Source organism: Pelomonas sp. CA6 (assembly GCF_022549225.1).
Lineage (GTDB): Bacteria > Pseudomonadota > Gammaproteobacteria > Burkholderiales > Burkholderiaceae_C > Roseateles.
The window spans coordinates 225,766-249,770 of sequence record NZ_JAKZFD010000003.1 but is presented as its reverse complement, the minus strand read 5'-3'; the positions used below and the strand labels follow the sequence as shown (position 1 = coordinate 249,770).

The following is a 24,005-nucleotide window of genomic DNA, read 5'->3' as shown; positions in this document are numbered from 1 at the left end:
CTCAGGTCGTCGGGGAGGAAACGGGTAACGCGGCTCGCGGCGTGCGCAGCGCCAGCCACAGATGGGCCAGCCCCAGCGCGGCGAGCAGCGCGAACAACAGCACGAAGCCGCCGCGCAGCGACGCCGCCAGCGCCGCGCCATCGCCCAGGCCGCGTGCCAGCTCGGCGGCCAGCGCCGCGGGGTCGGTCTGCTGCCGCAGCAGCTGGCGCGCCTGCGCATCGCTGCCGGCGAGCACGCCGCCGCACAGCGCCACGCCGATGGCCTGGCCCAGCATGCGCGCGAGGTAGAAAGTAGAGGTCGCGCTGCCGCGCACCGCGTCGCCGACCAGGGACTGCAGCGCCACCGAGAAGACCACGCTGCAGCCGCCCAGCCCCAGGCCCAGCAGGCCGCAGGCCAGCAGCACGACGGCCATGCCGCCCGCCTGCCCCGCCGCCGCCGCGAGCAGCAGCAGCCCGCCCAGCACCAGCGCGCTGGCCACGATCGCCGCGCGGCGCAACTGCCCGGGCTGCAGCAGCAGACCGACGGCGATGCCGCTGCAGGTCCAGCTCAGGGTCATCAGGCCCACCGTCGAGCCGATGGCCAGCGTGTCGGCGCGCAGCATCAACGCCGCGAAGCTGGGCACGTAGACGGTCGCGCCCATCGCGACGGCGCCGCACAGAAAGGCCGACCCGGCCGCCAGCGGCACGATGGGCAGGCGCAGCAGCCCCGCGGGGAACAGCGGCGCCGTCCCGGTGCGCTGCGACTGCCACAGCAGCAGCGCGCCGACGCCCAGCAGCGCGGCGCTGGCCATCCACTGGGCCCGTGTCAGCGTCTGCCCATGGACCAGCATGACCATCGCCGACAGCAGCGCGGCGCACAGGTACAGCGAGGGCATCAGCGCCAGCCCGCCCTCCGGCTCGCCGCCCTGCCCGCCCGCGGCGGGCCGGCCGCGGTGGTACAGCATCAGCAGCGCGGTGGACACGAGCACGATGGGCAGGTTGATCCAGAAGATGTAGCGCCAGTCCAGCCACTGCATGACCAGCGCGCCGACCACCGGCCCGGACACCGCCGCGAGGCCCCAGACCGCGTTGATCAGCGCCTGGTAGCGGCCGCGCTGGTGCTGCGTGATGATGTCGTTCAGCGCCGCCGTGCCCACGGTGATCAGCCCACCCGCGCCCACGCCCTGCAGCACGCGGAACAGCACCAGCGACGCCAGGTCCCAGGCCAGCCCGCAGGCCAGCGTGCCGGCAAAGAACAGCGCCGCCGCGACGGCGTAGCAGCGCTTGCGGCCCAGCCGGTCCGACGCGCCGCCGAACAGCGGCATGGTGACCGCCTGCGCGATCAGGTAGGCGCTGAACACCCAGGAAAGATCGGACAGCCCGCCAAAGCCCTGGATCACGGTCGGAATCGCGGCGCTGACCACCGTGGCCTCCAGTGCGATGGCGTAGGAGCACAGCAGGATGGCCAGCAGCACCGCCAGCCGCGGCCACCGGCCCAGCACGGCGGACTCGGCAGGCTCGGCGCCCGCCAGCGCCGCGGCCGCGGCCACGCGTTCACCGGCACTCATAGATCTGTTCCGCCAGTTGCGCCGCGACGCGCAGGTGCTCGGTCAGCCAGTGCGTCGCCGGGTCCTCGGGCCAGTAGAACTGCACCGAACCGTCACGGCTGTTGGAATCGTGGCTGCGCACGATGCGCTCGCCGGGGCGGCGCCAGGCCTGCAGCGCGACCACGCCATCGGGCAATTGATCGGCACCCGGCAGGCGCACCCGCGCCACCGTGCCGGGGGCGGCGTTCATGAAGGCGATCGCGGCGCGGCCCTGCAGCGGCACCGGCTCGGGCTCCACGTCGTCGCCCAGGTAGGCGCGCGCATGCGTCTCGAAGAGATTGACGCCCGACGCGCTTTCCAGCATGTCCAGGCTGCAATCGCCGGGCGGGCGCGCGTTGAGCTCCATCAGCACGACGCGCTGGGCGTCGTGCAGCTTCATCTCCACCTCCACCACGCCGCGGTCCACGCCCAGCGCGCGGCAGGCGGCGATGGCGGTGGCGCGGACCACCTCGCTGCCGGCGAACACGCTGGGCATGGAATGGCCCATCTCGACGAAGTACGGCGGCGCGCCGAGGTATTTGTCTTCCACGCCCAGCACCGCGATGCCGCGCGGCGAGGTGGCCAGGATCACCGACACCTCGTAGGGTGCGTCCACATATTCCTCGGCAAGGAAGAGCGACTCGTCCAGGGCATGGCGTTCGCGGTAGCCCGCCATCGCGCCCGCCAGGTGCTCGAAGGCCGCGGGCAGCTCCTGCGGCGTGCGCACCAGCACCACGCCCTCGCTGCCGCCGGCGTTGCGTGGCTTGATCACGATCGGGAAGCGCAGCTGGGCGGCCTGCTGGCGCAATTCGTCCAGGTGGCCGAAGGGCCGGTAGCGCGGCACCGGCAGCCCGGCGGCCTCGAAGGCGCGGCGCATCTCGTACTTGTTGCGCGCGCGGCCCATCGCGGCGGCGCTGAGATAGCGCAGCCCGTAGGCCTGGGCGATGGCCTGGCCGGCCTCCAGGCACATCTCGATCAGCGGCACCACGGCGCGCGGCCGGGCCCCGCTGCGCGCCTGCCAGCGCTCGATCGCCGCCAGCGCCTGGCGCGGATGGCAGTGGTTGCCGCTGAGGCTCAAGTCGGCGAAGGCATGGCCGTTGACGCAGGCGTCCGGCGCGAGGATGGCGATGGGCAGGTCGGTCACGCGCGCCGCGCCCAGCAGCGCGCGATGGCGGAATTTCTCCGATCCGAGGACCAGGCAGTAGTCCTGGCCCTTGCGTGAAACAGGCATGGAAGATCCTTGATGAAGGCGGCGCGTCAGCGCCGTGGCGCGCAGGCCAGCATGGTCTGCGCGAGCTGGTGCTCGGCGGGGGTGTCGGCCCGGGCCAGCGCGGCGGCGATGCCCTCGCGGTCGGCCTGGTTGCGCTGCTGACCCACCTGCCACTTGCCGACCAGCTCGTCGATCTCGATCTCGATGCCCACGATGTGCGCCAGCAGCGCCTCGGTGAAATGCGCCGGCGCCTCGTCCACGCGCCAGGCCTCGGGGCGGCCGCGCTCGAAGTACTCGGTCATGCGGCGCACGCCGGCATGCAGCGCGCCCGCGTCGCGCACCTGGCGCAGCCGGCCGCGCGCGTGGACCACGCTGTAGTACCAGCTCGGCTGGACGCGCCCGTGCAGCTGGCGCGACGGATACCAGGACGGCGAGATGTAGGCGTTCGGGCCGCTGAAGACCACGGTGCAGTCCACGCCGTCCGGCAGCTGGCTCCAGAAGGGGTTGTCGCGCGCCGCGTGGGTCTCCAGGCGCCCCAGGCGGCCGCCGTCCGGCTGCAGCGCGAAGGGCAAATGGTCCACATAGGGGCCGGCGACGGTCTGGATGATCAGCGTCCCCAGCGCGTGCGCGCGGATCAGCTCATGGAGCCGCGCGGGGTCGCGGACTTCGAACAAAGGCTGGCTGTGCATGTCGCTGCGCCTCCGGGCTCAGGACGCCGCGGCGGGCGGGTTCTTGCGCAGCGCGGACAGGCCCATGTCCTCCAGCACCGCGGGCGTCTTCGCGAAGCGGATGTTGGCGTAGCCCACGATCTCGACATGGTTGCCCCAGGGGTCCAGGAAGCCCAGGAAGCGCCCCGGCAGCAGCGGGATGCCCAGCTCGATGAGCCGCGCGCGCAGCCGCTCCTTGTCGTCGACCACAAGGCCAAAATGGCGCTCGCCGTCGCGCCCTTGCTCGCGCCCGCGCGTCAGCGCGATGAACTGGTCGCCCAGCTCCAGCGAGCAGCGGTCCTCGCTCAGGTCGTCGACCTCGACCTCCAGCAGCGCGGTGTAGAAGTCCACCGCCGCGGCGATGTCCCCCACTTCGAGTGAGACATGGTTGATGCCAACGGCACGGGCCAGCGTCATCGCGATCTCCCGGGTTCAGGCGGCGGTGGGGGCCAGGGCGGCGGGCAGCGACTTCTCGAGCGCCTCGAGGAATTTGCGCGTCGCCCAGGGGCCGGCGACGCTGACGCGCAGCCAGTCGGTGATCTGCGCGTCGGCGAAGGGGCGGCGCACCAGGATGCCTTCGGCGGCCAGCCGCGCCACCATCTCGTCGGCGCTGAAGCCCTGGCAGTGCACCAGCACGAAATTGCCGCGCGTGTCGCGGTAGCGCAGGCCCAGGCGCGCGAACGTCTCGAACAGACGCGCCTTGCTCTCGGCCACGGTCTGGCGGAAGTCCTCGACCACCTCCGGATGCTCCAGCACCCAGCACGCGACATGGGCGGACAGCGCCGAAATCTCGTACAGCGGCCGGCACTTCGCGATCTGCGCCATCAGCGCCGCGTTGGAGATCAGGAAGCCCACGCGCGCGCCCGCCAGGCCATGCGCCTTGGACAGGGTGCGCGACAGGACCACGTTGTCATAGTCCCGCAGCAGGCCCAGGTGCTCGCTGCGGTCGGCGCCGACGTACAGGTAGGCCTCGTCGATCAGCAGCAGGATGCCGCGCTCGCACAGGTGGTGGGCCAGCGCGCGCATCTCGTGCACGCTGATCGCGGTGCCGACGAAGCCACTGGGGTCCTCCATCACCATCAGCTTGGCGCGCGGACCGGCCACGGCCAGCATCTGCTCCACGTTGGGCAGCCAGTCGCACACCGGCACCGCGCTCACCTGCGCGCCGGCCAGGCGGGCGTAGACGTCGAACATGAAATAGGACGGCGCATGCAGGATCACCTGGTCGCCCGGCGCGACGCAGGCGTCGAACAAGGCCTTGATCGCAGCGTCCGAGCCATTGGCCAGCAGCAGCTGGTCGGCACCAACGCCGCTGTGCGCGGCCAGCCGCTCGTAGAGCGCGCGCAGATCGGGATAGCCCCAGACCATCTCCTGCGTGAAGGTGGCCTTGAACGCCTCGAAGGCCGGGTCGTCGAAGGCGTGCAGGTTCTCGTTCTTGTCCAGGCGCAGATAGGCGGGGCGCTCGGCCAGCTCGTCGCGCAGGATCTCGCGCTCGACCTGGAGGACGGCGGGCTTCACATACTTGGCGATGGTGCTCATGCTTTGTGCGCTTTCTGCGCGGCTCGGGACCGGTAGGGCGGAACAAGCCCCCGCGCACGCGCGGCGCAGAGGGCCTCGGAGAGGCGGTCGATGTCCTCGACCTCGTTGTAGGCGTGGAAGGCCAGCCGCAGCGCCTCGCGGCGCGGGCTGACCTGGATGTGGTGCTCGCGCAGGTGCTGCTCCAGCGCGAGCGCTCGGCTCGCGTCATCCAGGCGCAGCGCGATGTGGGCGCCGCAGGCGGCCGGCGGCGCCACCAGCAGCCGCTCCATGTCCAGTGCGGCCAGGCAGACGCTGGCCAGGGTCTTGAGTTCGGCGATGCGCAGCGCGATGCGTTGCAGGCCCAGGTCCAGCAGCACGCCCAGTCCCGCCACCGCCGCATAGGCCGGCGCGATGGCCGGCGTGCCGGTCTCGAAGCGGCGCGCGGAGTCGGTCGGATGGTCCAGCGCCAGCGGGTCGAAGGCGAAGGGGTCGCGGCGCCCCTGCCAGCCGGTCAGCAGCGAGCAGCGCTGCACGTCGACGGGCTGGCGGGCATAGAGGAAGGCCTGGCCGGGCAGGCCCAGCAGGTACTTCATCGTGCCGCCGACCAGGTAGTCCAGGTCCAGGCCCACCGCATCCACCGGCTCGGTGCCGATCAGCTGGTAGGCGTCGCAGAACACGCGGGCCCCTTGGCGGTGCGCCAGCGCGGCGATCTCGCGCACCGGCAGCCGCGTGCCGCCGACGAAGTCCAGCGCCGGCACCGAGACCAGGCCCACGCGCTCGTCGATGGCCTGGCCATAGGCCTGCAGCAGCGCGTCGGCGTCGACGGGCGCGTCCAGCAAGAGCAGTTCGGCGCCGCGCTGCTCCTGCGCCTTCCAGACCTGGGCCAGCGACGGGAATTCGGCCCGGCAGGTGACGATGCGCGGCCGCTGGCGCCAGTCCATGCTGCTGGCGACCTGGAAGGCGGCGACGCTGGCATTGGGCTGCAGCGACAGCTGGCGCGGCACGCAGCCCAGCAGCTCGGCGAGCAGGCCGCGCAGCTCGACCAGCTTGGTCTCGAACAGGGGCCAGGGCTGGTCGCGCTCCAGGTCGTCCAGCATCAGCTCCATGGCCGCCTTCATCGGCGCGCTGCGCGGTGCATGGCTGCAGCAGGCCAGGTGCACGCGGGTTTCCAGCGACGGGAACAGGGCACGGAACCATTCAGGCATGGGCCGCTCCTCCATAGGCGCCGGCCAGCGCCGCGCGCGCCTCCCACAGCGTCGCGAACAGCCGCTGCTCCAGCAGCCGGGCCAGCGATTGCACCGGCATGCCCTGGGTGCCGATGCCGCCCGTCCCTATCGTGCGCACGGCGACGAAGAGATGCTTGACGCGCCAGATCGTCACCTGCTGGTCCAGGTCCAGCAAAGCCTCGGCGAGCGGGTACAGCGGCGCGTCAACGCCGCGGCGAAAGAGCTCGTCCAGGGTGAGGCCGTGGGCCTCGCAGCGCGCCATGAAGGCCGCCAGCAGCCCCTGTGCAGCCTCGCGCAGCGCGCGCCAGCCGGGCGATTCCAGCCCCGAGCCCCGCCCCAGCGCCGGGCGCAGCAGGCCGAAATCCAGCGAGGACATGCTCTCCAGCAGGCGCAGCTGGCCGGTGGTCTGCTCGACGCAGCCGCGCGCGCGCGCCAGCAGCGCCTGCGCCGCGGCCAGGCGGCCGTCCTCGATCAGCGCGCGCGCATGGTCGATCTCGAAATGGGCCTGCTTCAGCCACAGCTCGGTGGACTGGTGCACGCACTGGAACAGGCGTTCGTCGCGGTGCAGCAGCTGGGCGTCGCTGCGCTGCAGACTCAGCAGCTCGTCGGTGCGCATGTAGCGCGCGTACTCGGAGCCCGGCGCGGCGGCGGCGCCGGGGCGTGGGTCAGGGCTCATGGCGCCTCCTTCTCGAAGATCGCGATCACGCGGCAGGGGCTGCCCGAGCCGCCGACGATGGGCAGCGGCGCGACGATCAGCAGCGCCCCGCGCGCCGGCAGTTCGGCGAGATGGCGCAACTGGGTCAGCCCGTATTTGTTGGCGCCGTGGAAGAACCAGTGGCAGGGATAGGCCGGCTCAAAGCCGCCGGCCTGGCCGGCATCGGTGCCCACCGTCTCCACGCCCAGCCCCTGGATCGCGGTCTGCTCGGCCAGCCATTGCGCGCACAGCGGATGCACGCCCGGCGTGACGCCCCCGTTCAGAAAGGCCTCGGGGTCCTGTCCATGGCGGCTCCAGCCGCTGCGCAGCAGCAGCCATCCGCCCTCGGGCAGCGCGCCATGGCGCGCGATCCAGTCCTCCACGTGGCGGCGCTCGAGCAGGAAGGCCGGGTCTTCGCCCGCCTCCCGTTCGAGGTCGATCACCACCGCTGGCGCCACGAGGCGCCGCACCGGCACCTGCGAGACGTCGTCGAACGCGCGGCCGCTGAGCCAGTGGATGGGCGCGTCGAAGTGCGTGCCGGTGTGCTCGCACAGACGCAGGTTGTTCCAGTAGACCTGCGGCCCCTTGGCGTCGTAGCGGCTGATCGGCTCGCGCGAAAAGGGCCAGGGCTGGCCACGCTCGGCCGGCAGCCGGATCATCGGCGTCTGCTCGTGCAGCGGCGCGGTCAGGTCGACGATGCGCAGCCGCCCCGAGGCCAGGCCCTGGAGCAGTTGATCGGGCAGGCCCGGCGCCGGCGGGCCGCCGGGCGCCCTCGCGTCCGCCTCAGTCATGGCTCACGCCCACCATCTGGTCGAAGCGCTGCTGCAGCCGGCGCACCACCGGCCCCGGCTCGCCGTCGCCGACGGGGATGCGGTCGATCGACGTGATGGGCAGGATCTCCACCAGCGTGCCGCACAGCATCACCTCGCTGGCCAGGTAGAGCTCGCTGCGGTCGATCTCGCGCTGCTCGAAGGCCACGCCCAGCTCGGCGGCGATCTGCGCGACCGCGCGCAGCGTGATGCCCGGCAGCGCGCCCGAGGTGGGCGGCGGCGAGACCAGCCGGCCGCCGATCACCGCGGCCACGCAGGCCCCGGGGCTTTCGGCCAGGGTGCCGCGGTGGTTGAGGATCAGCGCGGTCTGGTAGCCGGCGGCCAGCGCCTCCTGGTGGGCCAGACGGCTGTTGTGGTAGTTGGCCCCGGTCTTCACGCGCGGTGGCATCGCGTCGTCGCCGATGCGCCGCCACGACGAGGTGCCGGCCGCGATGCCGCTGCGGCCATGCGGGCTGCGCGGCATCTCCAGCGCGGTGATGTGGGCATGGACCGCGTCGATATGGCCCAGCGATTCGCAGCGCGGCCCCAGGCCATACGCCAGACCGATGACCGCGTGCACATGGGTGGTGAACAGATTGGCCTCGGCCAGCGCACCGAGGCCGCGGCGCAGCTGCTCGTCGCTGAACGGCACCGCCATGCGCAGGCATTTGGCCGAATCGCGCAGCCGCTGCAGATGCTCGTCGAGGCGGAAGAAATGCATGCGGCCGCTCGCCGGCTGCCAGTAGCCGCGCACGCCTTCGAACACGTTGGCGCCCCAGAAGGCGCCCTGGCTGCGAACATGCAGCCGGCAGTCGTTCCACGGCAGGATCTCGCCGTCCATCCAGGCGTGGGCCGGGAACTCGCTGGGTTGATTCATGGCAATGCTTGGCTCCATGTTCAGGCGGCCAGCCACAGGGGCTCGGAGGTCTGGTAGGCGGCGACGAGGAAGTCGCACAACGCGTCGTCGAACTGCTCGGGGCGCTCGAAGTCGTAGACACCCGCCACATGCATGTCCGGACGCACCAGGTGCCAGTGATCGGGCAGGTAATGCGCCAGCGCCGCCGCGTCGGCGCGCGCCCACTGCAGCCCCGGCAGCATGGAGCGCGGCAGGGGCGCGGGGCCATCCACGCTCAGCACCAGCGCCGCGGTGGCCAGCGTGCCGAAGGCCTCCAGCCGCGCCGGCAGCGCGCGCGGCGGCTGCTGCCCGACGTAGACGAAGCAGAAGCCCCGCCCCAGCAGCTCGCGCAGCTGGAGGCGGCGCCCTTCCATCTGCAGCGCGACGTCGGCCGCGAAGCAGCCCACGACCGGCGCGGTGACCGGCGCCTGCACCAGCGGCGACTCCACATAGCGATGCGGCCGCGCCATCGTGCCGTGGTTGACATGGCGCAGGAAGTAGCGGTGCCGGCGCGCCAGCGCCAGCAGCAGCCGGCGGCGCAGTCGCGCGACCGGGCCGGACGGCACCATGAAGCGCAGGGTCTTCTCGGTCACCTCGATGTTTTCCTTGGCCGCGGCGCTGCGCTCGACGTGGTAGGTGTCCAGCAGCAGCGGGTCGGCCACTCCCTGCATCACCAGCGCCAGCTTCCAGGCCAGGTTGTCCGCGTCCTGGATGCCGCTGTTCATGCCGCGCGAGCCATAGGGCGGCAGGGCATGCGCGGCATCCCCGGCGAAGAGCACGCGCCCGTGCAGCATGCGTTCGACGCGGCGCTGCTGGAAGCGATAGACGCTCAGCCATTCCAGCGTGTAGTCCACCTCGCCGATCACCGCGCGGATGCGCCGCTCCAGGCCGCCGTCGCGGCGCTCCTGTTCGACGTCGACGCCGGGCGGCAGCTGCCAGTCGATGCGCCAGACATCGTCCGGCTGCGGATGGATGATGACCTGGTAGCCGCGGTTGAACGGCGGGTCGAAATGGAAGTGGCGTTCCTTGGCCCAGGGCAGCCGCGCCTTGATGTCGGTGATCAGGAACTGCGCGCTGTGGCGATAGCCCAGCCAGGTGGCGCCGACCAGATCGCGCAGGTTGCTGCGCTGGCCGTTGCAGGCGACGACATAGGCGTACTCGCGGCGCACGCGCTGCCCCTCGCGCTCGATCTCGACCGCGACGCCGCCTTCCTTTTGCTCCAGCGCGACCACGCGGCTGGACCATTCGACGCTCAGCTGCGGGCGGCGCATCAGCTCGGCCAGCAGGATCTGCTCGATGCGGTACTGCGAAATGTTGACGAAGGGCCCGTAGCGGTTGTCCAGCCGGTGCCGGGTGCGCTCCATCGGCTCGCCACCGATGTAGAGGTTGGAACAGGCCCACGGCACCCCCTCGGCGTGCACGGCCGACGCGCAGCGCGATTTGTCGAGGATCTCCAGGACGTCGCCCTGAATCAGGCAGGCCTTGGAGCCCTCCTGCTTCAGGCCGGGATTCTGGTCGTAGATCACCGCCGGGATGCCGAAGTCGGCCAGACGCAGGGCCAGGCTCAGGCCCACCGGACCGGCCCCGACGATGCAGACGCGCGCTGCCATGGTGGTCTCCTCCTCGCTCTCTCGTTACTCGCCGACCGCGCCGGCATCCGCCCGCAGCGAGCGGAAGACCTGCAGGTCCTTGACCTTCTTCAGATAGGGCGTGCCCTCGGTGTAGCCGGTGCCCGTGCTGTCGCCGAGGTACTTCTTAGCGATGCCGTAGTGGGAATGGCGCCAGCGCGTCAGCGTGACGCCCAGCCGCTGCATCGCCTCCTCCACCACGGGAATCGCCGCGGCATGCGCGCCGGGCTGGCGGCGCAGTGCGGCGAGCTTGTCGTCCAGCGATGCGCCGCCCTGGCGCAGCGCCTGCTGCAGCAGCGGCACCGCGTCATAGGCGGGCGAATCCAGCCGCTCGTCGGCGGGCCGCGAGCACAGGCTCTCCATGCGCTTGTAGTTCAGCGACTGGATCGCACTGGCCCCGGAGGTGAACTCGCGGAAGCAGCGGAAGGATTCGCGCTGCATGGTCGACAGCGTGTGGAAGTGGCGCAGCCCCTCGTCCAGCAGGGTCTCTGCCGCGCGGATGAAGGGCACGCTGCGCTGCGGCGCGCCGTCGAACAGGCGCAGCGCCTGCGTCAGCAGCTCGCAGACGCTGATGAAGCTGCTGTCCAGCGCCTGCAGGATGCGCAGGAACAGATGCTCGTCATGCGCCACATAGACCGGCTGCATCGACACGTCGAGCACGAAGGGGCTGTGCGCCAGCGGCAGGTTGGCGCAGAAGCGCACCACGCGCGCCGCGGTGAGCGGCAGGGCCTCCGGCTCGCGCTCGCCCGGATAGCCCAGGCGCCGCAGCGCTGGCTCCAGGCTGCGCAGCGCGAAGCCGATGCGGCGCTCCAGCAGCTCGCGATCCGGCGGCATCTCGCGCAGATAGCCGGTGTCGCCGTGCAGGCGCCGCAGCTCGAAGCGGATCGCGTCGCCGATCAGCGAACACAGCGCGCTGTCGTGCACCTGCAGGATCAGCGCGGGGTCCGCCTCGTCGCCGGCCTGCGTGCGCCCATGCTCCAGCAGCGGCAGCGCCGTGTAGCTGAGGTAGTCGTAGCGGCCGTCGTACTTGTCGAGCACGACGTCGAGGAATTTGCCCAGGAAGAGTTCCGGCGAGGCCTCGTGGCTGGCCAGCCACTGGCGGCGCGCCTGGGCCAGTGCCGCCAGCAGCTCGGCGGCCATGAAGTGCTTGCCACGACGGCGCAGCGCGTTCAGCGTCGGCGCGTAGGGGAACCGCTGCGCAACAGGCCGTTCGGCCCATTCCTGCAGGGCCTGGGTCGTTTCAGAAATCAGCATCCCGCCACCCCCTTCCTTCCATTCGAAACACCCGGAAGAGAGCCCATCCGGTGGCCCGATGCAGGCCGGGACCCGGCGTTCCCAACTCGATTTCGGCGCATTGATTCAGGCAAGAAACGATGCGACTTTGGGCGTTCCAAACCCGCGCTGGTAGCTACCTGATTGCATAGGTTGTGACGCCCCAGGGGCTTTGTTAGGCCGCTTGGACGGGGGCGGCCCGCGCGGAAACGGGCACCGCGGCGGCGCGCAGGGGTGATCGTTCCGCCCGGCACAACGGGCGGAACGGGTCAGCAGAACGACGGTGACGGCGGGGATGCGGCGGCGCGGCCGCGCGGTGTCAGGCTTCGCGCGGGGGCGCGTCGGTCGACTCGCGGTCGTAGTAGTCGACCGTGGTCTCGGCCCGGTACATGCCGCGCAGCGCCGGCGTGCCGGGCTCGTCGGCAAAGGCGCCGAGCTTGCCGGAATCGGGGTATTCGCAGACCTCCACCGGCGCCAGGTTGGACAGTGCCAGATAACGCAGGGTCGTGCGTCCGGTGTTGATGATCTGATGCGCCACCTCGGCGCCGCCGGTGGGGCAGGCGACCACATCGTGGCGGCGCAGCGGGTAGCGCCGGTCGCCGAAGCGCAGCTCGCCCTCGCCGTCCAGGATCAGGAACATCTCCTCCTCGGCGCGATGGGCATGGAAGGGGCATTGCGCCTTGCCCGGCGGCAGCTCGGTCAGGTTGTAGCCCAGCTTGCGCGCCCCGATCGACGCGCTGAACTGCGCGCGCCGGGAGCTGTAGTAGCCGTTCTCCTCGATGTCGGTGAACTCAACCTCGTCGAGGTTCACCAAGGGCTTGCTGCTCGTCATCGCGGCTCCAGGTCGGACATGGGAAAACACCCGCTGCCATTCTGCGCAATGGCAGCGCGGCGGCCAAGCCTTCGCCGAAGTATTCGGCCTTCGCGTCCGAGCAGTCGCCCTCCCTGGACAGACCGAAGGTCCACCGACAGATTCTCAAAGTGACCAGCAAAGGCCGTTTGGCCAACCAACTTACAGCTCCCAAACCCTCAGTGTCGTGAGCGACAGAGATACCGCCCCGTCGTTGCCATAGGAGACTGATTGCGCTTCCTGCGTCCAATCTTTCTTTGAAACCAATTTCTGATCCTGTCAACTCTTACAGAGCCGAACTGAAGCGGCCTCTTCTAGGATCCCTAGGTGCCAGATTGGCATGCGCACTGGGAGAAACGATTGGAAACCATACAGCACTTAGCTCGCGTTCTCGCACTAGTTCCGATGGTCACGATGGGCTCAGCGCGAGCTGATTGGGTACCACAGGTTCAAAACCGCTTCTACACCGCGACAGTCACAGTCAACGGCGGCTCATCTGCCATCACTGAGCCTCGTTCAATCTATGGACCGTTGCACACGCTCGCTGGAGAGGCCATCGGGGCACCTCTGCTTATTAAGAACGGAATCGACAGCGCACTTCGTCCCAAAGTGGAACTCAATGGCGCCCAGTTCCTGAGTAGCAGGATCAGCGGAGATCTGAATATAACCTTAACACCAACGCCGGCGGGCGTAATTCGCATAGAAGTGATGGGCCCATCATACAGCGCGGTGAGTTCATTCCAAGGGAAAATGGGCGGCATTATTCGCTACGACTGTCAGAACGTCCTTACTTTTAACAATATTCGCGTCATTGGTCAGGCTGGGACTGCCGGCCCCATACTTCCAGGCACAGTCGCACTGGAGTTAAACCCAACATCTTCTACGGCGTGCGACAGCAATCTCTCTTGGCTTCTCCCCATAGTCGGAGAACTACTCGTCGACAAAATCTCAGGCAAGCTCGACACGCAGCTTGAAGAAGCAGTAGTCAACTTCTCCAAGAATATTCGTTCATCGCTATTTGTCGTGGCAGAAGGGAACAACTTTCGCTCAGGGCTTCAGCAGCTCGTCCCTCAATCTTCTGTAGTGCGCCTTCCCAATGGTCAGGAATTCAGAATCGGGGACTTCATCTGGAACAATTTTGACTACATCACACGAAATAGTCAGATGACCATAAAGCTAAGCAAAGGGGCTCCTGTAGATGTCGTTCGCGGCATGCAAAACCCATACGATTCCGTCGTGACAGGCACACCCTTGAAGATAGACGTCAATGTTCCCGGGATGTTGACGTTCTCAGTGGAGCTAAAAGAAACAGCATGGGTCGAATGGCAATGGGTTTGTAACGTCACTCGTCCAAGCGAAGCGTGTGCAGAACCTTGAGCTATTGGCACACCTTACCCTTGGTCTTCGCCCACCTAGCGCTGATCCCTGCGTTTGCAGCGATGCAGGAACTTGGCCCGCCCCATACTGACCGGCCGCGTCGCGGGGCCGGGCTCAGACCTCGCCAATTCCAACCATGGCCTGCTAGCCACAGCTCTGGTGCTGGACTTCACCGGCTTCCTGACGTGGCAGATGGCGCGGGCGCCCATGGACGGCGGGGCCACGATGCCCCCAGACGCGTTCCAGCAGGAGCAGCACCACGACCAGGACCAGGCCACTACCCCGCCCGGCCTGTGCTCAGCCCTGCCGCAGCGCCCGGCGCGCGGCCGCCAGCATGGCGGCCGTCAGTCGCTCCAGCAGCGTGGAGGCCGCCCTGGCGTGCTGCCAATGCAGCGCGACATCCAGCGGGGTGTCGGGCACCAGTTCCACCAGCCGGCCATCGCGCAGCTGCGCGGCGATGTCCGCCTCCGGGCACATGCCCCAGCCCATGCCGGCCTCCGCCGCGGTGACGAAGGCCTGGGACGAGGGCAGCACATGGCGCGGCAGCTCGACATGGCGATGGCACAGGCGGCGCGCCCAGCGCGACTGCAAATCGTCCTTGGTGCTGAAGACCAGGCTGGGTGCCCGGGCCAGGGTGCCCGCGCCCACGCCCTGTGGAAAGTGGCGGGCCAGGAAGGCCGGGCTGGCCGCGGCCCGGTAACGCATCGCCCCCAGCGGCTGGCTGTTGCTGCCGGCCGCAGGCCGGGCCGTCCCGGTCACGGCGGCCATCACCGCGCCACTGCGCAGCCACTCGTTGGTGTGGTCCTGGTCGTCGACCACCACCTCCAGCAGCACCGGATGCTCGGCGGCGAAGGCGGCCAACACCGGCGCCGCCCAGGTCGCCAGACTGTCGGCATTGACGGCGATGGGCAGCCGCACGCGCGCCGGGTCTTGCGGCGCGAGCGCGGGCAGCGCCACCTGCAGGTCTTGTTCGAGCAGCCGCACCTGGTCCACGTGCCGGCACAGCCGGCGTCCCGCTTCGGTCGCCGCGCAAGGCTGGCCGCGCACCACCAGGGCGCAGCCGACGCGCTCTTCCAACAGGCGGATGCGTTGCGAAACAGCCGAAGGCGTGACATGCAGGGCACGGGCCGCGCGCTCAAAGCTGCCCTCCCGGACCACGGCGGCAAGAGCGGACAGCGCGGCGTAGTCGAGCATTAGTTTTTCTAAATGATGATTAGGAGAGTTAGTTTGTCTTCACACGCTGCGGCTGGCAAGCTGCGCCCGATGATGACCTCGACCGCCACCGCAGCCGCCGCAGCGCCCTCCGCCGCTTTCGTGCAGGGCCTGCTCCTGAGCCTGGGCCTGATCGTCGCGATCGGCGCACAGAACGCCTTCGTGCTGCGTCAGGGCCTGCGTCGCGAGCATGTGGGCAGCATCGTGCTCTTCTGCGCCGTCGCCGATGCGCTGCTGATCGCGGCGGGCGTCATGGGCATGGCCAGCGCGCTGGGAGAACGCCCCGCGCTGGCGCGCGCGATGGCGTTGGCGGGCGCGCTGTTCCTGGCCGTCTACGGCGCGCGGGCATTGCGGCGCGCACGCCGCCCCGGCCAGCTGCAGGCCAGCGGCGCGGACGCCGGGCTGGGCCGCGCGGCGGCCCTGACCCAGGCCGCGGCCTTCACGCTGCTCAATCCGCATGTCTACCTGGACACGGTGCTGCTGATGGGCAGCATCGGCGCGCAGCAGCCCGCGGCGCTGCGCGGCTGGTTCGTGGCCGGGGCCAGCAGCGCCAGCGCACTGTGGTTCGGGCTGCTGGGCTTCGGCGCACGCGGGCTGGCGCCCTGGTTCGCCCGCCCGCGCGCCTGGCAGTGGCTGGACACGCTGATCGGCCTGACCATGCTGTTGCTGTCCGCCCTGCTCCTGCGCCATGCCTGGGCCGGGATCTGAGCCCACGGCACCGGCCAGCCCCGGCCGTTGCTAGACTGCGGGCCTCACGCCATGACGCGCGTGGGCGCGGGCAGGGACGACTTTGCCGCGCGGGTTTCATCGGGGACGGCCCCACATGACCGTGGAGTTCCTGATGAATTGGCTGATTCTTGTCGTGGCCGGACTGTTCGAGATCGTCTGGGCCGTGGGCCTGAAATACACCGAGGGCTTCACGCGGCTGTGGCCCTCCGTGGGCACCGCGCTGGCCTTTGTGCTGAGCCTGGGCCTGCTGAGCTGGGCGATGCGCGAGTTGCCCGTGGGCACGGCCTATGCCGTCTGGGTCGGCATAGGCGCGGTGGGCACCGCCATCGTCGGCATGACGCTGCTGGGCGAGGCGCCCTCCCTGGTCCGCATCGCCAGCCTGGCGCTGATCGTGCTGGGCATCGCCGGGCTGAAGCTCTCGTCGACCGCTTAGGCCGGCAGGCAGCCCAGCGCCTCCAGCGTGCGCTCCACCGCCAGGTCCAGCGGGGTGTGGGGCACGCCGCCGTCGTGGGTCAGTTCGGCGCGCAGGCGCGCGTCGTCCATGCGCAGCGGCTCACGCCACAGATAGCGCATCTCGGCGAGCTCGCGGAAGAAGCGCAGCACGGGCTGCCCCAGCACCACCGCCCACCAGGGGAAGCGCCGCACCCGCGGCAGCGCGCCGCCACGCTGCAGGACGACGCGCCGGATCGCGTCGACCATCTGGCGGCCGTCCGCGTCCCAATGCCCGCCGAAGTGGAAGCGGGCAAAGGCCGGCAGGCGCGCGCGGCGTTCGATCAGCGCCACCATCGTCGCCGCGACATCGGGCAGATAAGCCCATTGGTGTCCCACGCCGTCGCGGCCCGGCTGCTGCACGCTCGCCACCGGCCGCCCCGGCCGCACCAGGCCCTGCGAGAACCAGCTGTTCGCCGCGCCAGGCCCGAAGAAGTCCCCCGCGCGCAGCACGATCGCGCGGAAGGCGCCGCGCTCGGCGCCCTCGCGCAGGCGGCGCTCCATCTCGACGCGGATCGCGCCCTTGCGGGTGGTCGGGCGCTGGGGCGCGTCCTCCGCGGGATGCGGCCACGCATCGGGGCCGTAGTTGTAGACCGTGCCCGGCAGCACGAGGGTGGCGCCGACGTCCGCCGCGGCCGCCAAGGTGTTGTCCAGCATGGGCAGCACCAGCTCCTGCCAGCGCTGATAGCCGGGCGGATTCACCGCATGCACGATCACGGCGCACCCTTGCGCGGCGCGACGCACGTCGTCGCGATCCAGCGCGTCGCCGCGCAGCCAGTGCAGGCCGTCGCGGTGCTCGGACTCGGCCGCCAGCCCGCGCTTGAGCGCCCGCACCGTCCAGCCCGCGTCGCGCAGCGCCCGCGCCACCGCGCCCCCGATGCCCCCGCTGGCGCCCAGGACCAGCGCGCAGCGCCCGTCCGCTGGCGCCCGCGCCGCCCCGGCCGCGCTGGCAGCCATCCCTTGTGTCCCCGTGTCCATGCCTTGCTCCTGTGCTGCGTAAGAAAGAACTGGCGCGATTCTTGGCAAGACAGGGCCTGTTTGGAATTGCCGAACAACGACCAGCCGCTATACATTGATGCATGGCTTCGACGATTGCATGGGAGTGGTACCGCTCCTTCCTGGGGGTGCTGCGCGAAGGCTCGCTGTCGGGCGCGGCACGGACGCTGGGGCTGACACAGCCCACGGTGGGCCGGCATGTGTCTGCGCTGGAGGCACAGCTGGGCCAGCCGCTGTTCCTGCGCACGCCGGCAGGGCTGCTGCCCACCGAAGCGGCGCTGGCGCTGCGCCCCTATGCCGAGGCGATGGACAGCACCGCGGCGGCACTGGAGCGCACCGCGCGCAGCCAGGGCGATGGCGTGCGCGGCATCGTGCGCATCACCGCCAGCGAGGTGGTGGGCGTGGAGGTGCTGCCGCCGCTGCTGACGGCGCTGCGCGCGCAGCATCCGGACCTGGAGTTCGAGCTGGTGCTGAGCAACAGGCTGCAGGACCTGCTGCGACGCGAGGCCGACATCGCGATCCGCATGACGCCACCGCGCCAGGCGCAGCTGATCGCGCGCCGCGTGGGCAGCATCGAACTGGGGCTGCATGCGCATGAGCGCTACCTGGCCGCCCACGGCACGCCGCGCACGCTCGAGGCGCTGGCAACAGACGGCCATGCGCTGATCGGCTTCGACCAGCCCGGCCCCTTCGTGCGCGAGCTGCTGCGCCGCCATCCCCAGCTGGCGCGCGAGCGCTTCGCACTACGCGCCGACAGTGACCTTGCGCAACTGGCGCTGATCCGCGCCGGCGCCGGGCTGGGGTTGTGCCAGGTGCCGGTCGCCAAGCGCGACCCGGCGCTGCGCCGCGTGCTGGCCAAGGCCCTGAGCCTTCCCCTGGAAACCTGGGTCGCGATGCACGAGGACCTGCGGCACAGCCCGCGCTGCAAGGTGGTGTTCGATGCGCTGGTCAGCGGGCTGGCGCGCCACGCCAGCGGCCGCGGCTAGCCGGCGCTAACGCGCGGCGCAGTCCGCGGCGGCGCCGTCGACGAGTTCGGCGCTGCGGCTCTCACGCATCGCGGCAAAGACCTGGGCCGACCAGCGGCTGGCCGCGGCATTCTTCATGCCGCTGCCGATCTGCGCGGCTGCAATCGACCAATGGCCCGGCGGGTCGCCGTCGAAGACCACCGTCCAGGGACCGGGCTGGGCCCCCGCGGGCGCATCGGCCAGCGCCGGAATGCGCAGCACCGCGGTGGACTGGGGCCGGGGCGGGAGCGGCCCCGGCAGCACGACCTCGAACTTCAGCCAGCAGTCGATGCGCGCCGGGTTGGGAAAGCGTGCCGGGGAATCGAAAAGCGACAGCGTCGCCGGAAAGCCCGAAACGCCGAAGCTCGCGGCGCTCCAATCGATGCGGCCGTTCGCGTCCAGCTTCAGGCCACGGTACAGCGACACGGTGGCGAGCGGCGCCTCAGCCGGCGCGGAAGGCGGCGCGGTGACAGGAGCCCGGGGCGGCTGCGCGCAGCCCAGCAGCAGCGACAGCGAAACGCCAAGGACCAGTGTTCGTCGCGCCTGAACCGGGCTCATGCCAACCCTGCGCTCAATCCGCAGCCACGGCTGCCGCTTCGGCGGCCTTGGGCGCCTTGGCCCGGCCCTTGGCGGGACTCTTGCGCGCGACGGCCTTCTTCGCGACGCCGGACGCCAGCGCCCGCGCGCCACCCCCACGGCGCACTCCCTTGGCCGGCTGGTCCGCCGCGGGCGCCACGCTCTTGCGCGCCGCACGCTTCTTGGCCGGGGCCTTGGCGGCCGCCGACGCGGCGGGCTTGCGGCCGCGCTTGGCGGCGGCCGGCTTGGCCGCCCCGACGGCGTCGAGCAGGAAGTCTTCCAGCGCCTTGCCGGCCGCCAGCGCCTGACGCAGCCAATCGGGGCGCTTGCCCATGCCGCCCCAGGTGTTGCCCTGGCCGTCGCCGTACTTCGCGGGCTTGGCGCCCTCGGCCTTGGCCTTCGCGCCACGGCGCGCCGACGACGCCCCGAACAATTGCTCGGCCGTCAGCCCGTATTTGGCAATCTCCTTGCGAACTCGGGCGATCACCTCTTGTTGAATGGAATCCGCTTCCTTTTGAAGACGGTTGATCTGATCCAGGATTCGAGAGAGAGACTTGGCCATTGAAACAGCTCCATGTGATGACGTTGGTTTGCGATGTTTCCCGCAATGCTCCCAATGCTCCCCATTCGCCCGCGAGTGTATCCACGCGGAAGGCCCGGTTCATTCGTCAAATGGTTTCTTTCCCAACACATCCACCACATGGTCGAGAAAGCAGGTAATGCGCGAAGCCAGGGCCGTGTTGCGATAGTAAATGGCACTGATGGGTTGGCGCACGTCCAATGTCTGTTTCTGCAACAGCGGCACCAGGCTGCCGCGCCGGCGGTCCTCGCGCGTCATGAAGTCCGACAGGCAGACGATGCCCAGCCCGGCCAGCGCCATCTGCCTGAGGGTTTCACCGCTGGACGACGCGATATGAGGCTGGATGCGCAGCACCTGTCCATCCGCGCCGCGCAAGGGCCAATCGTTCAAGGTCTCGGGCTGGTTGAATCCCAGCAGCACATGCCCGTTTGCCGGCCCGATCAATTGCGCGACCCGCGTCGGCGTGCCGAAATTGCGCAAGTACTGTGGGCTGGCGAGAACGCGAATTCGGCTGCTGCCTATCGGACGCGCATGTAGGCTGGAATCTTTCAGCATACCGATGCGAAATGCGAGATCGGTCCGTTTCTCGATCAGATCGGTAATGCCCTCGTTTGAATTCAGCTCCAGCGTCACGTCCGGATAACGCGCGCGGAATCCCTCCAGCAGCGGCACCAGCACATGCAGCATGAAGGGCGTCGCGGCGTCGATGCGCAGACGCCCGGCGGGGCGCTGGCGCCGTGCCGCCATCTGCTCCTCGGCCGCGTCGACCGACGCGAGGATGGCGCGCGCATGCTGCAAAAAGGCCGCGCCCTCTTCCGTGAGTTCGAGCCGGCGCGTGGTCCGGCGCAGCAAGGTCGTCTGCAGCTTCTCCTCCAGGCGGCCCAGCGTGCGGCTGGTGGCGGAGATGGTCAGCCGCAGCGACTCCGAGGCCGCCGTGATGGAGCCGGCCTCCACCACCGCGACAAAGGCCTGCAGCTCGTCCAGGGTTGTTTTCATCTTTGAAATTTGTTCAAAAGTCTTTGGACTCAGCAGGACTTTATTGGCAAATATCCAAACCGCACACTGCAGCCCGTCGATCAACCCCCACCGGATTGCAGCCATGCCTCCCGCCTTGCTTGCCCTCACCCTGGCCGCCTTTGCCATCGGCACCACCGAATTCGTCATCGTCGGCTTGATCCCGACCATCGCCGCGGACCTCGCGGTCTCCCTGCCCTCGGCGGGCCTGCTGGTCAGCCTCTATGCGTTGGGCGTGGCGGTCGGCGCGCCCATCCTCAGCGCGCTGACCGGCCGCGTGGCGCGCAAGCCGCTGCTGGTCGGGCTGATGGCGCTGTTCACGGTCGGCAACCTCGTCGCCTGGCTGGCACCCGGCTATGCCACCCTGGTCGTCGCACGCCTGCTCACCGGCATGGCGCATGGGGTGTTCTTCTCCGTGGGTTCCGTCGTCGCCACCGGCCTGGTGCCGCGCGACCAGGGCGCCCGCGCGATCGCGACCCTGTTCAGCGGCCTCACCGTGGCCTTCGTCAGCGGCGTCCCGCTGGGCACCTTCATCGGCCAGCATTTCGGCTGGCGCGCCACCTTTCTCGTCGTCGCCATGTTCGGCCTGGTGGCGCTGGTCGGCGCGCAGATCCTGGTGCCGCGCGGCATCGCGCACGCCGCGCCGGCGCCGCTGCGCCGCCAGCTGCGCGTGTTGCTGCAGCCGCGCCTGCTGCTGGTCTACGCGATGACCGCCGTGGGCTATGGCGGCTCGCTGATCGCGTTCACCTTTCTCGCGCCCATCCTGGAGAACGTCGCCGGGTTCGAGCCCGCGCTGGTGGGCGTGGTCCTGCTGGCCTACGGCGCCTCGGTGGCGGTGGGCAATGTCTGGGGCGGCCGCCTGGCCGATCGCCGGGGCCCCATCCCCGCGCTGCTGCTCATCTTCGCGCTGCTCGCCGCCGTGCTGCTGGCGCTGAATTTCAGCACCGCAAGCAGGCCGCTGGTCGCGCTGACCGTGCTGGCCTGGGGCGCGGTCGCCTTCGGCAACGTGCCGGGTCTGCAGGTCTACGTGGTGCGCCAGGCCGAGCGGGTCGCCCCGGACGCGACCGAGGTGGCCGCGGGCCTCAACATCTCGGCCTTCAATGTGGGCGTGGCCGGCGGCGCCTGGGCCGGCGGACAGGTGGTGCAGCACCTGGGTCTGGCGCACACGCCCTGGGTGGCCGCGCTGGTGACGCTGGGCGCGCTGGGGCTGACCGCCTGGTCCGGCCATCTGGACCGGCGCGCAAGCCAGCCCCGCCTGGCACGGGCCTGCTGAGCCCGCCGCCGACCTTCCCTTTCCTTCCCCTTAGTCATTTCAGGAGACCTCCATGACTCTTCCCAACTTCGGCGTGGGCACCTTCCGGCTGAGCGGCCAGGCCGCGACCGACTCGGTGCGCATGGCGCTGGAACTGGGCTATCGCGCCATCGATACCGCGCAGATCTACGCCAACGAGGCCGATGTCGGCCGGGCCATCGCGGCCAGCGGCGTGGCGCGGTCCGAACTGTTCATCACCACCAAGATCTGGACCGAGAACTTCGGCCGGGACCGGCTGCTGCAAAGCCTGCGCGAAAGCCTGGACAAGCTCGGGACCGACCATGTCGACCTGACCCTGATCCACTGGCCCGCGCCGGGCCATGCGGTGCCGCTGACCGAGTACATGGCGGCGCTGGCCGAGGCGCAGGCTCAGGGGCTGACGCGGCGGATCGGCGTCTCCAACTTCAACATCGAGCTGACCCGTCAGGCCATCGCCGCCGTCGGCCGCGACCAGCTCGCCACCAACCAGATCGAACTGAGCCCCTATCTGCAGAACCGCCGGCTGGTGGCCTTCCTGCGGCAGCAGGGCATCGCCGTGACCTCGTACATGACGCTGGCCTACGGAAAGGTGCTGCGGGATCCGGTGCTGGCGCGGATCGCGGACAAGCACGGGGCCACCGTGGCGCAGGTGGCGCTGGCCTGGGCGCTGCAACTGGGCTATGCGGTCATCCCCTCGTCCACCCGGCGCGAGCACCTGGCGAGCAATCTGCGCGCGCGCGACCTGCGGCTGGACGAGGACGACATGGCGGCGATCGCCGCGCTGGAGCGCAACGGACGAGAAGTCAATCCCGAAGGGCTTGCGCCTGCCTGGGACTGAGGCACGGGGCCGCGGAAAGACGCGGCCTCAGCACTCGACGATGTGGACGGCCAGACCGCCGCGCGCGGTCTCCTTGTATTTGGTCATCATGTCCGCGCCGGTCTCGCGCATGGTCTTGATCACCTGGTCCAGGCTGACGAAGTGCGTGCCATCGCCGCGCAGCGCCATGCGCGCCGCGTTGATCGCCTTCACCGATGCGATCGCGTTGCGTTCGATGCACGGGATCTGCACCAGGCCGCCGACCGGGTCGCAGGTCAGGCCCAGGTGGTGTTCCATGCCGATCTCGGCCGCGTTCTCGGCCTGCGCCGGGGTGCCGCCCATCACGGCGCACAGCGCACCGGCGGCCATCGAGCAGGCCACGCCCACCTCGCCCTGGCAGCCCACCTCGGCGCCGGAGATGGAGGCGTTCTCCTTGTACAGGATGCCGATCGCGGCGGCGGTGAGCAGGAAGTCGACCACGCCGTCCTCGGTGGCGCCGTGGGGGGCGCCGGGCCGCCCCAAGCCCGCCGTGCCCCCCTCGGGGGGGCCGCCGCACGGCAAGGTGGGGGGCGGATTCACGAAGCGGCTGTAGTAGTGCAGCACCGCGGGCACGATGCCGGCCGCGCCATTGGTCGGTGCGGTGACGACACGACCGCCGGCCGCGTTCTCCTCGTTGACCGCCAGCGCGTAGAGGTTGACCCAGTCCATCACCTGCAGCGGGTCGCGCGGCCCCAGCACGGGGCCGCTCCAAGCGCGGCCGGCCGCCTCGGGGTGGCGGGTCAGCCCGCGGTAGAGCTCGGGCGCGCGGCGCTTGACCTTGAACCCGCCGGGCAGGATGCCTTCGGTGCGGCAGCCGCGCGTCACGCAGTCCTGCATCACGCGCCAGATCTTCAGCAGCCCGGCGCGCGTCTCTTCGTCGCTGCGCCAGTGGCGCTCGTTGCGGCGCATGATCTCGGCGATGGAGCAGCCCTCCTGCTCGGTCAGCGCCAGCAGCTCGGCGCCGGTCTTGAAGGGGTAGGGCAGCACCGTGGTGTCCGGCGCGATCTGCTTTTGCTTGCTGCCATCGGCCAGCACCTCCTCGCTGACGACGAAGCCGCCGCCGACCGAGTAGTACACCCGGTTCTGCAGCTCGTTGCCGTCGGCGTCGTAGGCGATCAGCCGCATGCCGTTGGCATGCAGCGGCAGGCTCTGGCGGCGGTAGAAGACCAGGTCACGCGATTCGTCGAACGCGATCTCGCGCTCGCCCAGCAGCGGCATGCGCTTGCCCACGCGGATGCCGTCCAGGATGGCCGGGATCTGTTCGACGTCGACCAGATCCGGCTCATGCCCGGCCAGGCCCAGCAGCACCGCCTTGTCGCTGCCGTGGCCCTTGCCGGTGGCGCCCAGCGAACCGTAGAGCTGGCAGACCACACGCACCGTGCGCTCCAGCAGCTCCTCGTGGCGCAGGCGCAGCCCGAACAGGCGCGCCGCGCGCATCGGGCCCACGGTGTGCGAGCTGGACGGCCCGATGCCGATCTTGAACAGGTCGAAGACGGAAACCGCCATGG

General features: G+C 70.1%; 23 protein-coding genes and 1 pseudogene. 6 read left to right on the top strand and 18 right to left on the bottom strand.

Translation table 11 applies throughout. The features are described 5' to 3' along the window. Position 1: 1 nt before the first annotated feature. The 12 genes and pseudogenes from LZ017_RS07130 to LZ017_RS07075 form a co-directional block, all read right to left on the bottom strand. Positions 2 to 1,546, bottom strand: a complete 1,545-nt coding sequence (locus tag LZ017_RS07130; protein WP_241395913.1) for an MFS transporter — start codon at positions 1,544 to 1,546, stop codon at positions 2 to 4. Next, positions 1,533 to 2,795 (bottom strand): acetyl-CoA carboxylase biotin carboxylase subunit family protein, encoded by a 1,263-nt coding sequence (locus LZ017_RS07125; RefSeq protein ID WP_241395912.1) that lies wholly within the window; start codon positions 2,793 to 2,795, stop codon positions 1,533 to 1,535. The genes LZ017_RS07130 and LZ017_RS07125 overlap by 14 nt, the downstream gene beginning before the upstream one ends. Before the next feature lie 26 nt (positions 2,796 to 2,821). After that, positions 2,822 to 3,463 (bottom strand): FMN-binding negative transcriptional regulator, encoded by a 642-nt coding sequence (locus LZ017_RS07120; protein WP_241395911.1) that lies wholly within the window; start codon positions 3,461 to 3,463, stop codon positions 2,822 to 2,824. 18 nt (positions 3,464 to 3,481) lie between these two features. Beyond that, positions 3,482 to 3,898, bottom strand: a complete 417-nt coding sequence (locus LZ017_RS07115) for a VOC family protein (protein ID WP_241395910.1) — start codon at positions 3,896 to 3,898, stop codon at positions 3,482 to 3,484. A gap of 15 nt (positions 3,899 to 3,913) precedes the next feature. Then, positions 3,914 to 5,020 carry a histidinol-phosphate transaminase gene (locus tag LZ017_RS07110; protein ID WP_241395909.1) on the bottom strand — a complete coding sequence of 369 codons (1,107 nt, stop codon included), beginning with the start codon at positions 5,018 to 5,020 and terminating at the stop codon, positions 3,914 to 3,916. Next, on the bottom strand, positions 5,017 to 6,204 hold the full coding sequence (locus LZ017_RS07105; RefSeq protein ID WP_241395908.1) for an aminotransferase class V-fold PLP-dependent enzyme: 1,188 nt from the start codon (positions 6,202 to 6,204) through the stop codon (positions 5,017 to 5,019). Before LZ017_RS07105 ends, LZ017_RS07110 begins: the two co-directional genes overlap by 4 nt. Beyond that, positions 6,197 to 6,901, bottom strand: coding sequence for a tryptophan 2,3-dioxygenase family protein (locus LZ017_RS07100; protein ID WP_241395907.1), 705 nt, complete (start codon positions 6,899 to 6,901; stop codon positions 6,197 to 6,199). Before LZ017_RS07100 ends, LZ017_RS07105 begins: the two co-directional genes overlap by 8 nt. Further along, entirely contained in the window at positions 6,898 to 7,710 is an 813-nt protein-coding gene (locus tag LZ017_RS07095) for a cyclase family protein (protein WP_241395906.1), read from the bottom strand. Before LZ017_RS07095 ends, LZ017_RS07100 begins: the two co-directional genes overlap by 4 nt. Further along, complete coding sequence (locus tag LZ017_RS07090; RefSeq protein WP_241395905.1) at positions 7,703 to 8,605, bottom strand: aminotransferase class IV; 903 nt, start codon at positions 8,603 to 8,605, stop codon at positions 7,703 to 7,705. Before LZ017_RS07090 ends, LZ017_RS07095 begins: the two co-directional genes overlap by 8 nt. A gap of 20 nt (positions 8,606 to 8,625) precedes the next feature. Further along, positions 8,626 to 10,239: pseudogene (locus tag LZ017_RS07085) on the bottom strand (FAD-dependent monooxygenase); the annotation flags it as partial. Positions 10,240 to 10,257: 18 nt separating this feature from the next. Next, complete coding sequence (locus LZ017_RS07080) at positions 10,258 to 11,505, bottom strand: hypothetical protein (protein WP_241395903.1); 1,248 nt, start codon at positions 11,503 to 11,505, stop codon at positions 10,258 to 10,260. Between the two features lie 337 nt (positions 11,506 to 11,842). After that, positions 11,843 to 12,355, bottom strand: coding sequence for a cupin domain-containing protein (locus LZ017_RS07075; protein WP_241395902.1), 513 nt, complete (start codon positions 12,353 to 12,355; stop codon positions 11,843 to 11,845). A gap of 378 nt (positions 12,356 to 12,733) precedes the next feature. On the opposite strand from LZ017_RS07075, the gene LZ017_RS07070 reads away from it, so the two are divergent. Continuing rightward, positions 12,734 to 13,750, top strand: coding sequence for a hypothetical protein (locus tag LZ017_RS07070; RefSeq protein ID WP_241395901.1), 1,017 nt, complete (start codon positions 12,734 to 12,736; stop codon positions 13,748 to 13,750). Between the two features lie 297 nt (positions 13,751 to 14,047). Here the strand turns inward: LZ017_RS07070 and LZ017_RS07065 are convergent, their stop codons facing one another. Continuing rightward, positions 14,048 to 14,944, bottom strand: coding sequence for a LysR family transcriptional regulator ArgP (locus LZ017_RS07065; protein WP_241395900.1), 897 nt, complete (start codon positions 14,942 to 14,944; stop codon positions 14,048 to 14,050). 69 nt (positions 14,945 to 15,013) lie between these two features. Between LZ017_RS07065 and LZ017_RS07060 the strand changes: the two genes are divergently transcribed. Together LZ017_RS07060 and sugE are read left to right on the top strand one after the other, a co-directional pair. Further along, the gene (locus LZ017_RS07060) at positions 15,014 to 15,670 is read left to right on the top strand and encodes a LysE/ArgO family amino acid transporter (RefSeq protein WP_241395899.1); all 657 of its coding nucleotides are present in this window, start codon (positions 15,014 to 15,016) and stop codon (positions 15,668 to 15,670) included. A gap of 133 nt (positions 15,671 to 15,803) precedes the next feature. After that, positions 15,804 to 16,124, top strand: a complete 321-nt coding sequence (gene sugE, locus LZ017_RS07055) for a quaternary ammonium compound efflux SMR transporter SugE (RefSeq protein ID WP_241395898.1) — start codon at positions 15,804 to 15,806, stop codon at positions 16,122 to 16,124. On the opposite strand, the gene LZ017_RS07050 is transcribed toward sugE, so the two are convergent. Then, the gene (locus LZ017_RS07050; RefSeq protein WP_241395897.1) at positions 16,121 to 17,137 is read right to left on the bottom strand and encodes an NAD-dependent epimerase/dehydratase family protein; all 1,017 of its coding nucleotides are present in this window, start codon (positions 17,135 to 17,137) and stop codon (positions 16,121 to 16,123) included. The genes sugE and LZ017_RS07050 overlap by 4 nt on opposite strands. A gap of 122 nt (positions 17,138 to 17,259) precedes the next feature. On the opposite strand from LZ017_RS07050, the gene LZ017_RS07045 reads away from it, so the two are divergent. Continuing rightward, positions 17,260 to 18,162, top strand: a complete 903-nt coding sequence (locus LZ017_RS07045; RefSeq protein ID WP_241395896.1) for a LysR family transcriptional regulator — start codon at positions 17,260 to 17,262, stop codon at positions 18,160 to 18,162. 6 nt (positions 18,163 to 18,168) lie between these two features. On the opposite strand, the gene LZ017_RS07040 is transcribed toward LZ017_RS07045, so the two are convergent. From LZ017_RS07040 to LZ017_RS07030, 3 genes are all read right to left on the bottom strand, one after another. Then, positions 18,169 to 18,738: a hypothetical protein gene (locus LZ017_RS07040; RefSeq protein WP_241395895.1), complete on the bottom strand. Its 570-nt coding sequence runs from the start codon at positions 18,736 to 18,738 to the stop codon at positions 18,169 to 18,171. 13 nt (positions 18,739 to 18,751) lie between these two features. After that, positions 18,752 to 19,243, bottom strand: coding sequence for an H-NS family nucleoid-associated regulatory protein (locus LZ017_RS22245; protein ID WP_374109892.1), 492 nt, complete (start codon positions 19,241 to 19,243; stop codon positions 18,752 to 18,754). Between the two features lie 174 nt (positions 19,244 to 19,417). Continuing rightward, positions 19,418 to 20,332 carry a LysR family transcriptional regulator gene (locus LZ017_RS07030; RefSeq protein ID WP_241395894.1) on the bottom strand — a complete coding sequence of 305 codons (915 nt, stop codon included), beginning with the start codon at positions 20,330 to 20,332 and terminating at the stop codon, positions 19,418 to 19,420. A 103-nt stretch (positions 20,333 to 20,435) separates the two neighbouring features. On the opposite strand from LZ017_RS07030, the gene LZ017_RS07025 reads away from it, so the two are divergent. Both LZ017_RS07025 and dkgB read left to right on the top strand, forming a co-directional pair. After that, the gene (locus tag LZ017_RS07025) at positions 20,436 to 21,623 is read left to right on the top strand and encodes an MFS transporter (RefSeq protein WP_241395893.1); all 1,188 of its coding nucleotides are present in this window, start codon (positions 20,436 to 20,438) and stop codon (positions 21,621 to 21,623) included. A 52-nt stretch (positions 21,624 to 21,675) separates the two neighbouring features. Then, complete coding sequence (dkgB, locus tag LZ017_RS07020) at positions 21,676 to 22,479, top strand: 2,5-didehydrogluconate reductase DkgB (protein WP_241395892.1); 804 nt, start codon at positions 21,676 to 21,678, stop codon at positions 22,477 to 22,479. 27 nt (positions 22,480 to 22,506) lie between these two features. On the opposite strand, the gene LZ017_RS07015 is transcribed toward dkgB, so the two are convergent. After that, positions 22,507 to 24,003, bottom strand: coding sequence for an L-serine ammonia-lyase (locus LZ017_RS07015; RefSeq protein ID WP_241395891.1), 1,497 nt, complete (start codon positions 24,001 to 24,003; stop codon positions 22,507 to 22,509). Between the last annotated feature and the right edge of the window lie 2 nt (positions 24,004 to 24,005).

What these genes read in the sequence shown, in the direction of transcription:
- LZ017_RS07130 (WP_241395913.1), bottom strand. Translation starts at nt 1,546, where the DNA reads ATGAGTGCCGGTGAACGCGTGGCCGCGGCCGCGGCGCTGGCGGGCGCC.
- LZ017_RS07125 (WP_241395912.1), bottom strand. Translation starts at nt 2,795, where the DNA reads ATGCCTGTTTCACGCAAGGGCCAGGACTACTGCCTGGTCCTCGGATCG.
- LZ017_RS07120 (WP_241395911.1), bottom strand. Translation starts at nt 3,463, where the DNA reads ATGCACAGCCAGCCTTTGTTCGAAGTCCGCGACCCCGCGCGGCTCCAT.
- LZ017_RS07115 (WP_241395910.1), bottom strand. Translation starts at nt 3,898, where the DNA reads ATGACGCTGGCCCGTGCCGTTGGCATCAACCATGTCTCACTCGAAGTG.
- LZ017_RS07110 (WP_241395909.1), bottom strand. Translation starts at nt 5,020, where the DNA reads ATGAGCACCATCGCCAAGTATGTGAAGCCCGCCGTCCTCCAGGTCGAG.
- LZ017_RS07105 (WP_241395908.1), bottom strand. Translation starts at nt 6,204, where the DNA reads ATGCCTGAATGGTTCCGTGCCCTGTTCCCGTCGCTGGAAACCCGCGTG.
- LZ017_RS07100 (WP_241395907.1), bottom strand. Translation starts at nt 6,901, where the DNA reads ATGAGCCCTGACCCACGCCCCGGCGCCGCCGCCGCGCCGGGCTCCGAG.
- LZ017_RS07095 (WP_241395906.1), bottom strand. Translation starts at nt 7,710, where the DNA reads ATGACTGAGGCGGACGCGAGGGCGCCCGGCGGCCCGCCGGCGCCGGGC.
- LZ017_RS07090 (WP_241395905.1), bottom strand. Translation starts at nt 8,605, where the DNA reads ATGAATCAACCCAGCGAGTTCCCGGCCCACGCCTGGATGGACGGCGAG.
- LZ017_RS07080 (WP_241395903.1), bottom strand. Translation starts at nt 11,505, where the DNA reads ATGCTGATTTCTGAAACGACCCAGGCCCTGCAGGAATGGGCCGAACGG.
- LZ017_RS07075 (WP_241395902.1), bottom strand. Translation starts at nt 12,355, where the DNA reads ATGACGAGCAGCAAGCCCTTGGTGAACCTCGACGAGGTTGAGTTCACC.
- LZ017_RS07065 (WP_241395900.1), bottom strand. Translation starts at nt 14,944, where the DNA reads ATGCTCGACTACGCCGCGCTGTCCGCTCTTGCCGCCGTGGTCCGGGAG.
- LZ017_RS07060 (WP_241395899.1), top strand. Translation starts at nt 15,014, where the DNA reads ATGATGACCTCGACCGCCACCGCAGCCGCCGCAGCGCCCTCCGCCGCT.
- sugE (WP_241395898.1), top strand. Translation starts at nt 15,804, where the DNA reads ATGAATTGGCTGATTCTTGTCGTGGCCGGACTGTTCGAGATCGTCTGG.
- LZ017_RS07050 (WP_241395897.1), bottom strand. Translation starts at nt 17,137, where the DNA reads ATGGCTGCCAGCGCGGCCGGGGCGGCGCGGGCGCCAGCGGACGGGCGC.
- LZ017_RS07045 (WP_241395896.1), top strand. Translation starts at nt 17,260, where the DNA reads ATGGCTTCGACGATTGCATGGGAGTGGTACCGCTCCTTCCTGGGGGTG.
- LZ017_RS07040 (WP_241395895.1), bottom strand. Translation starts at nt 18,738, where the DNA reads ATGAGCCCGGTTCAGGCGCGACGAACACTGGTCCTTGGCGTTTCGCTG.
- LZ017_RS07030 (WP_241395894.1), bottom strand. Translation starts at nt 20,332, where the DNA reads ATGAAAACAACCCTGGACGAGCTGCAGGCCTTTGTCGCGGTGGTGGAG.
- LZ017_RS07025 (WP_241395893.1), top strand. Translation starts at nt 20,436, where the DNA reads ATGCCTCCCGCCTTGCTTGCCCTCACCCTGGCCGCCTTTGCCATCGGC.
- dkgB (WP_241395892.1), top strand. Translation starts at nt 21,676, where the DNA reads ATGACTCTTCCCAACTTCGGCGTGGGCACCTTCCGGCTGAGCGGCCAG.
- LZ017_RS07015 (WP_241395891.1), bottom strand. Translation starts at nt 24,003, where the DNA reads ATGGCGGTTTCCGTCTTCGACCTGTTCAAGATCGGCATCGGGCCGTCC.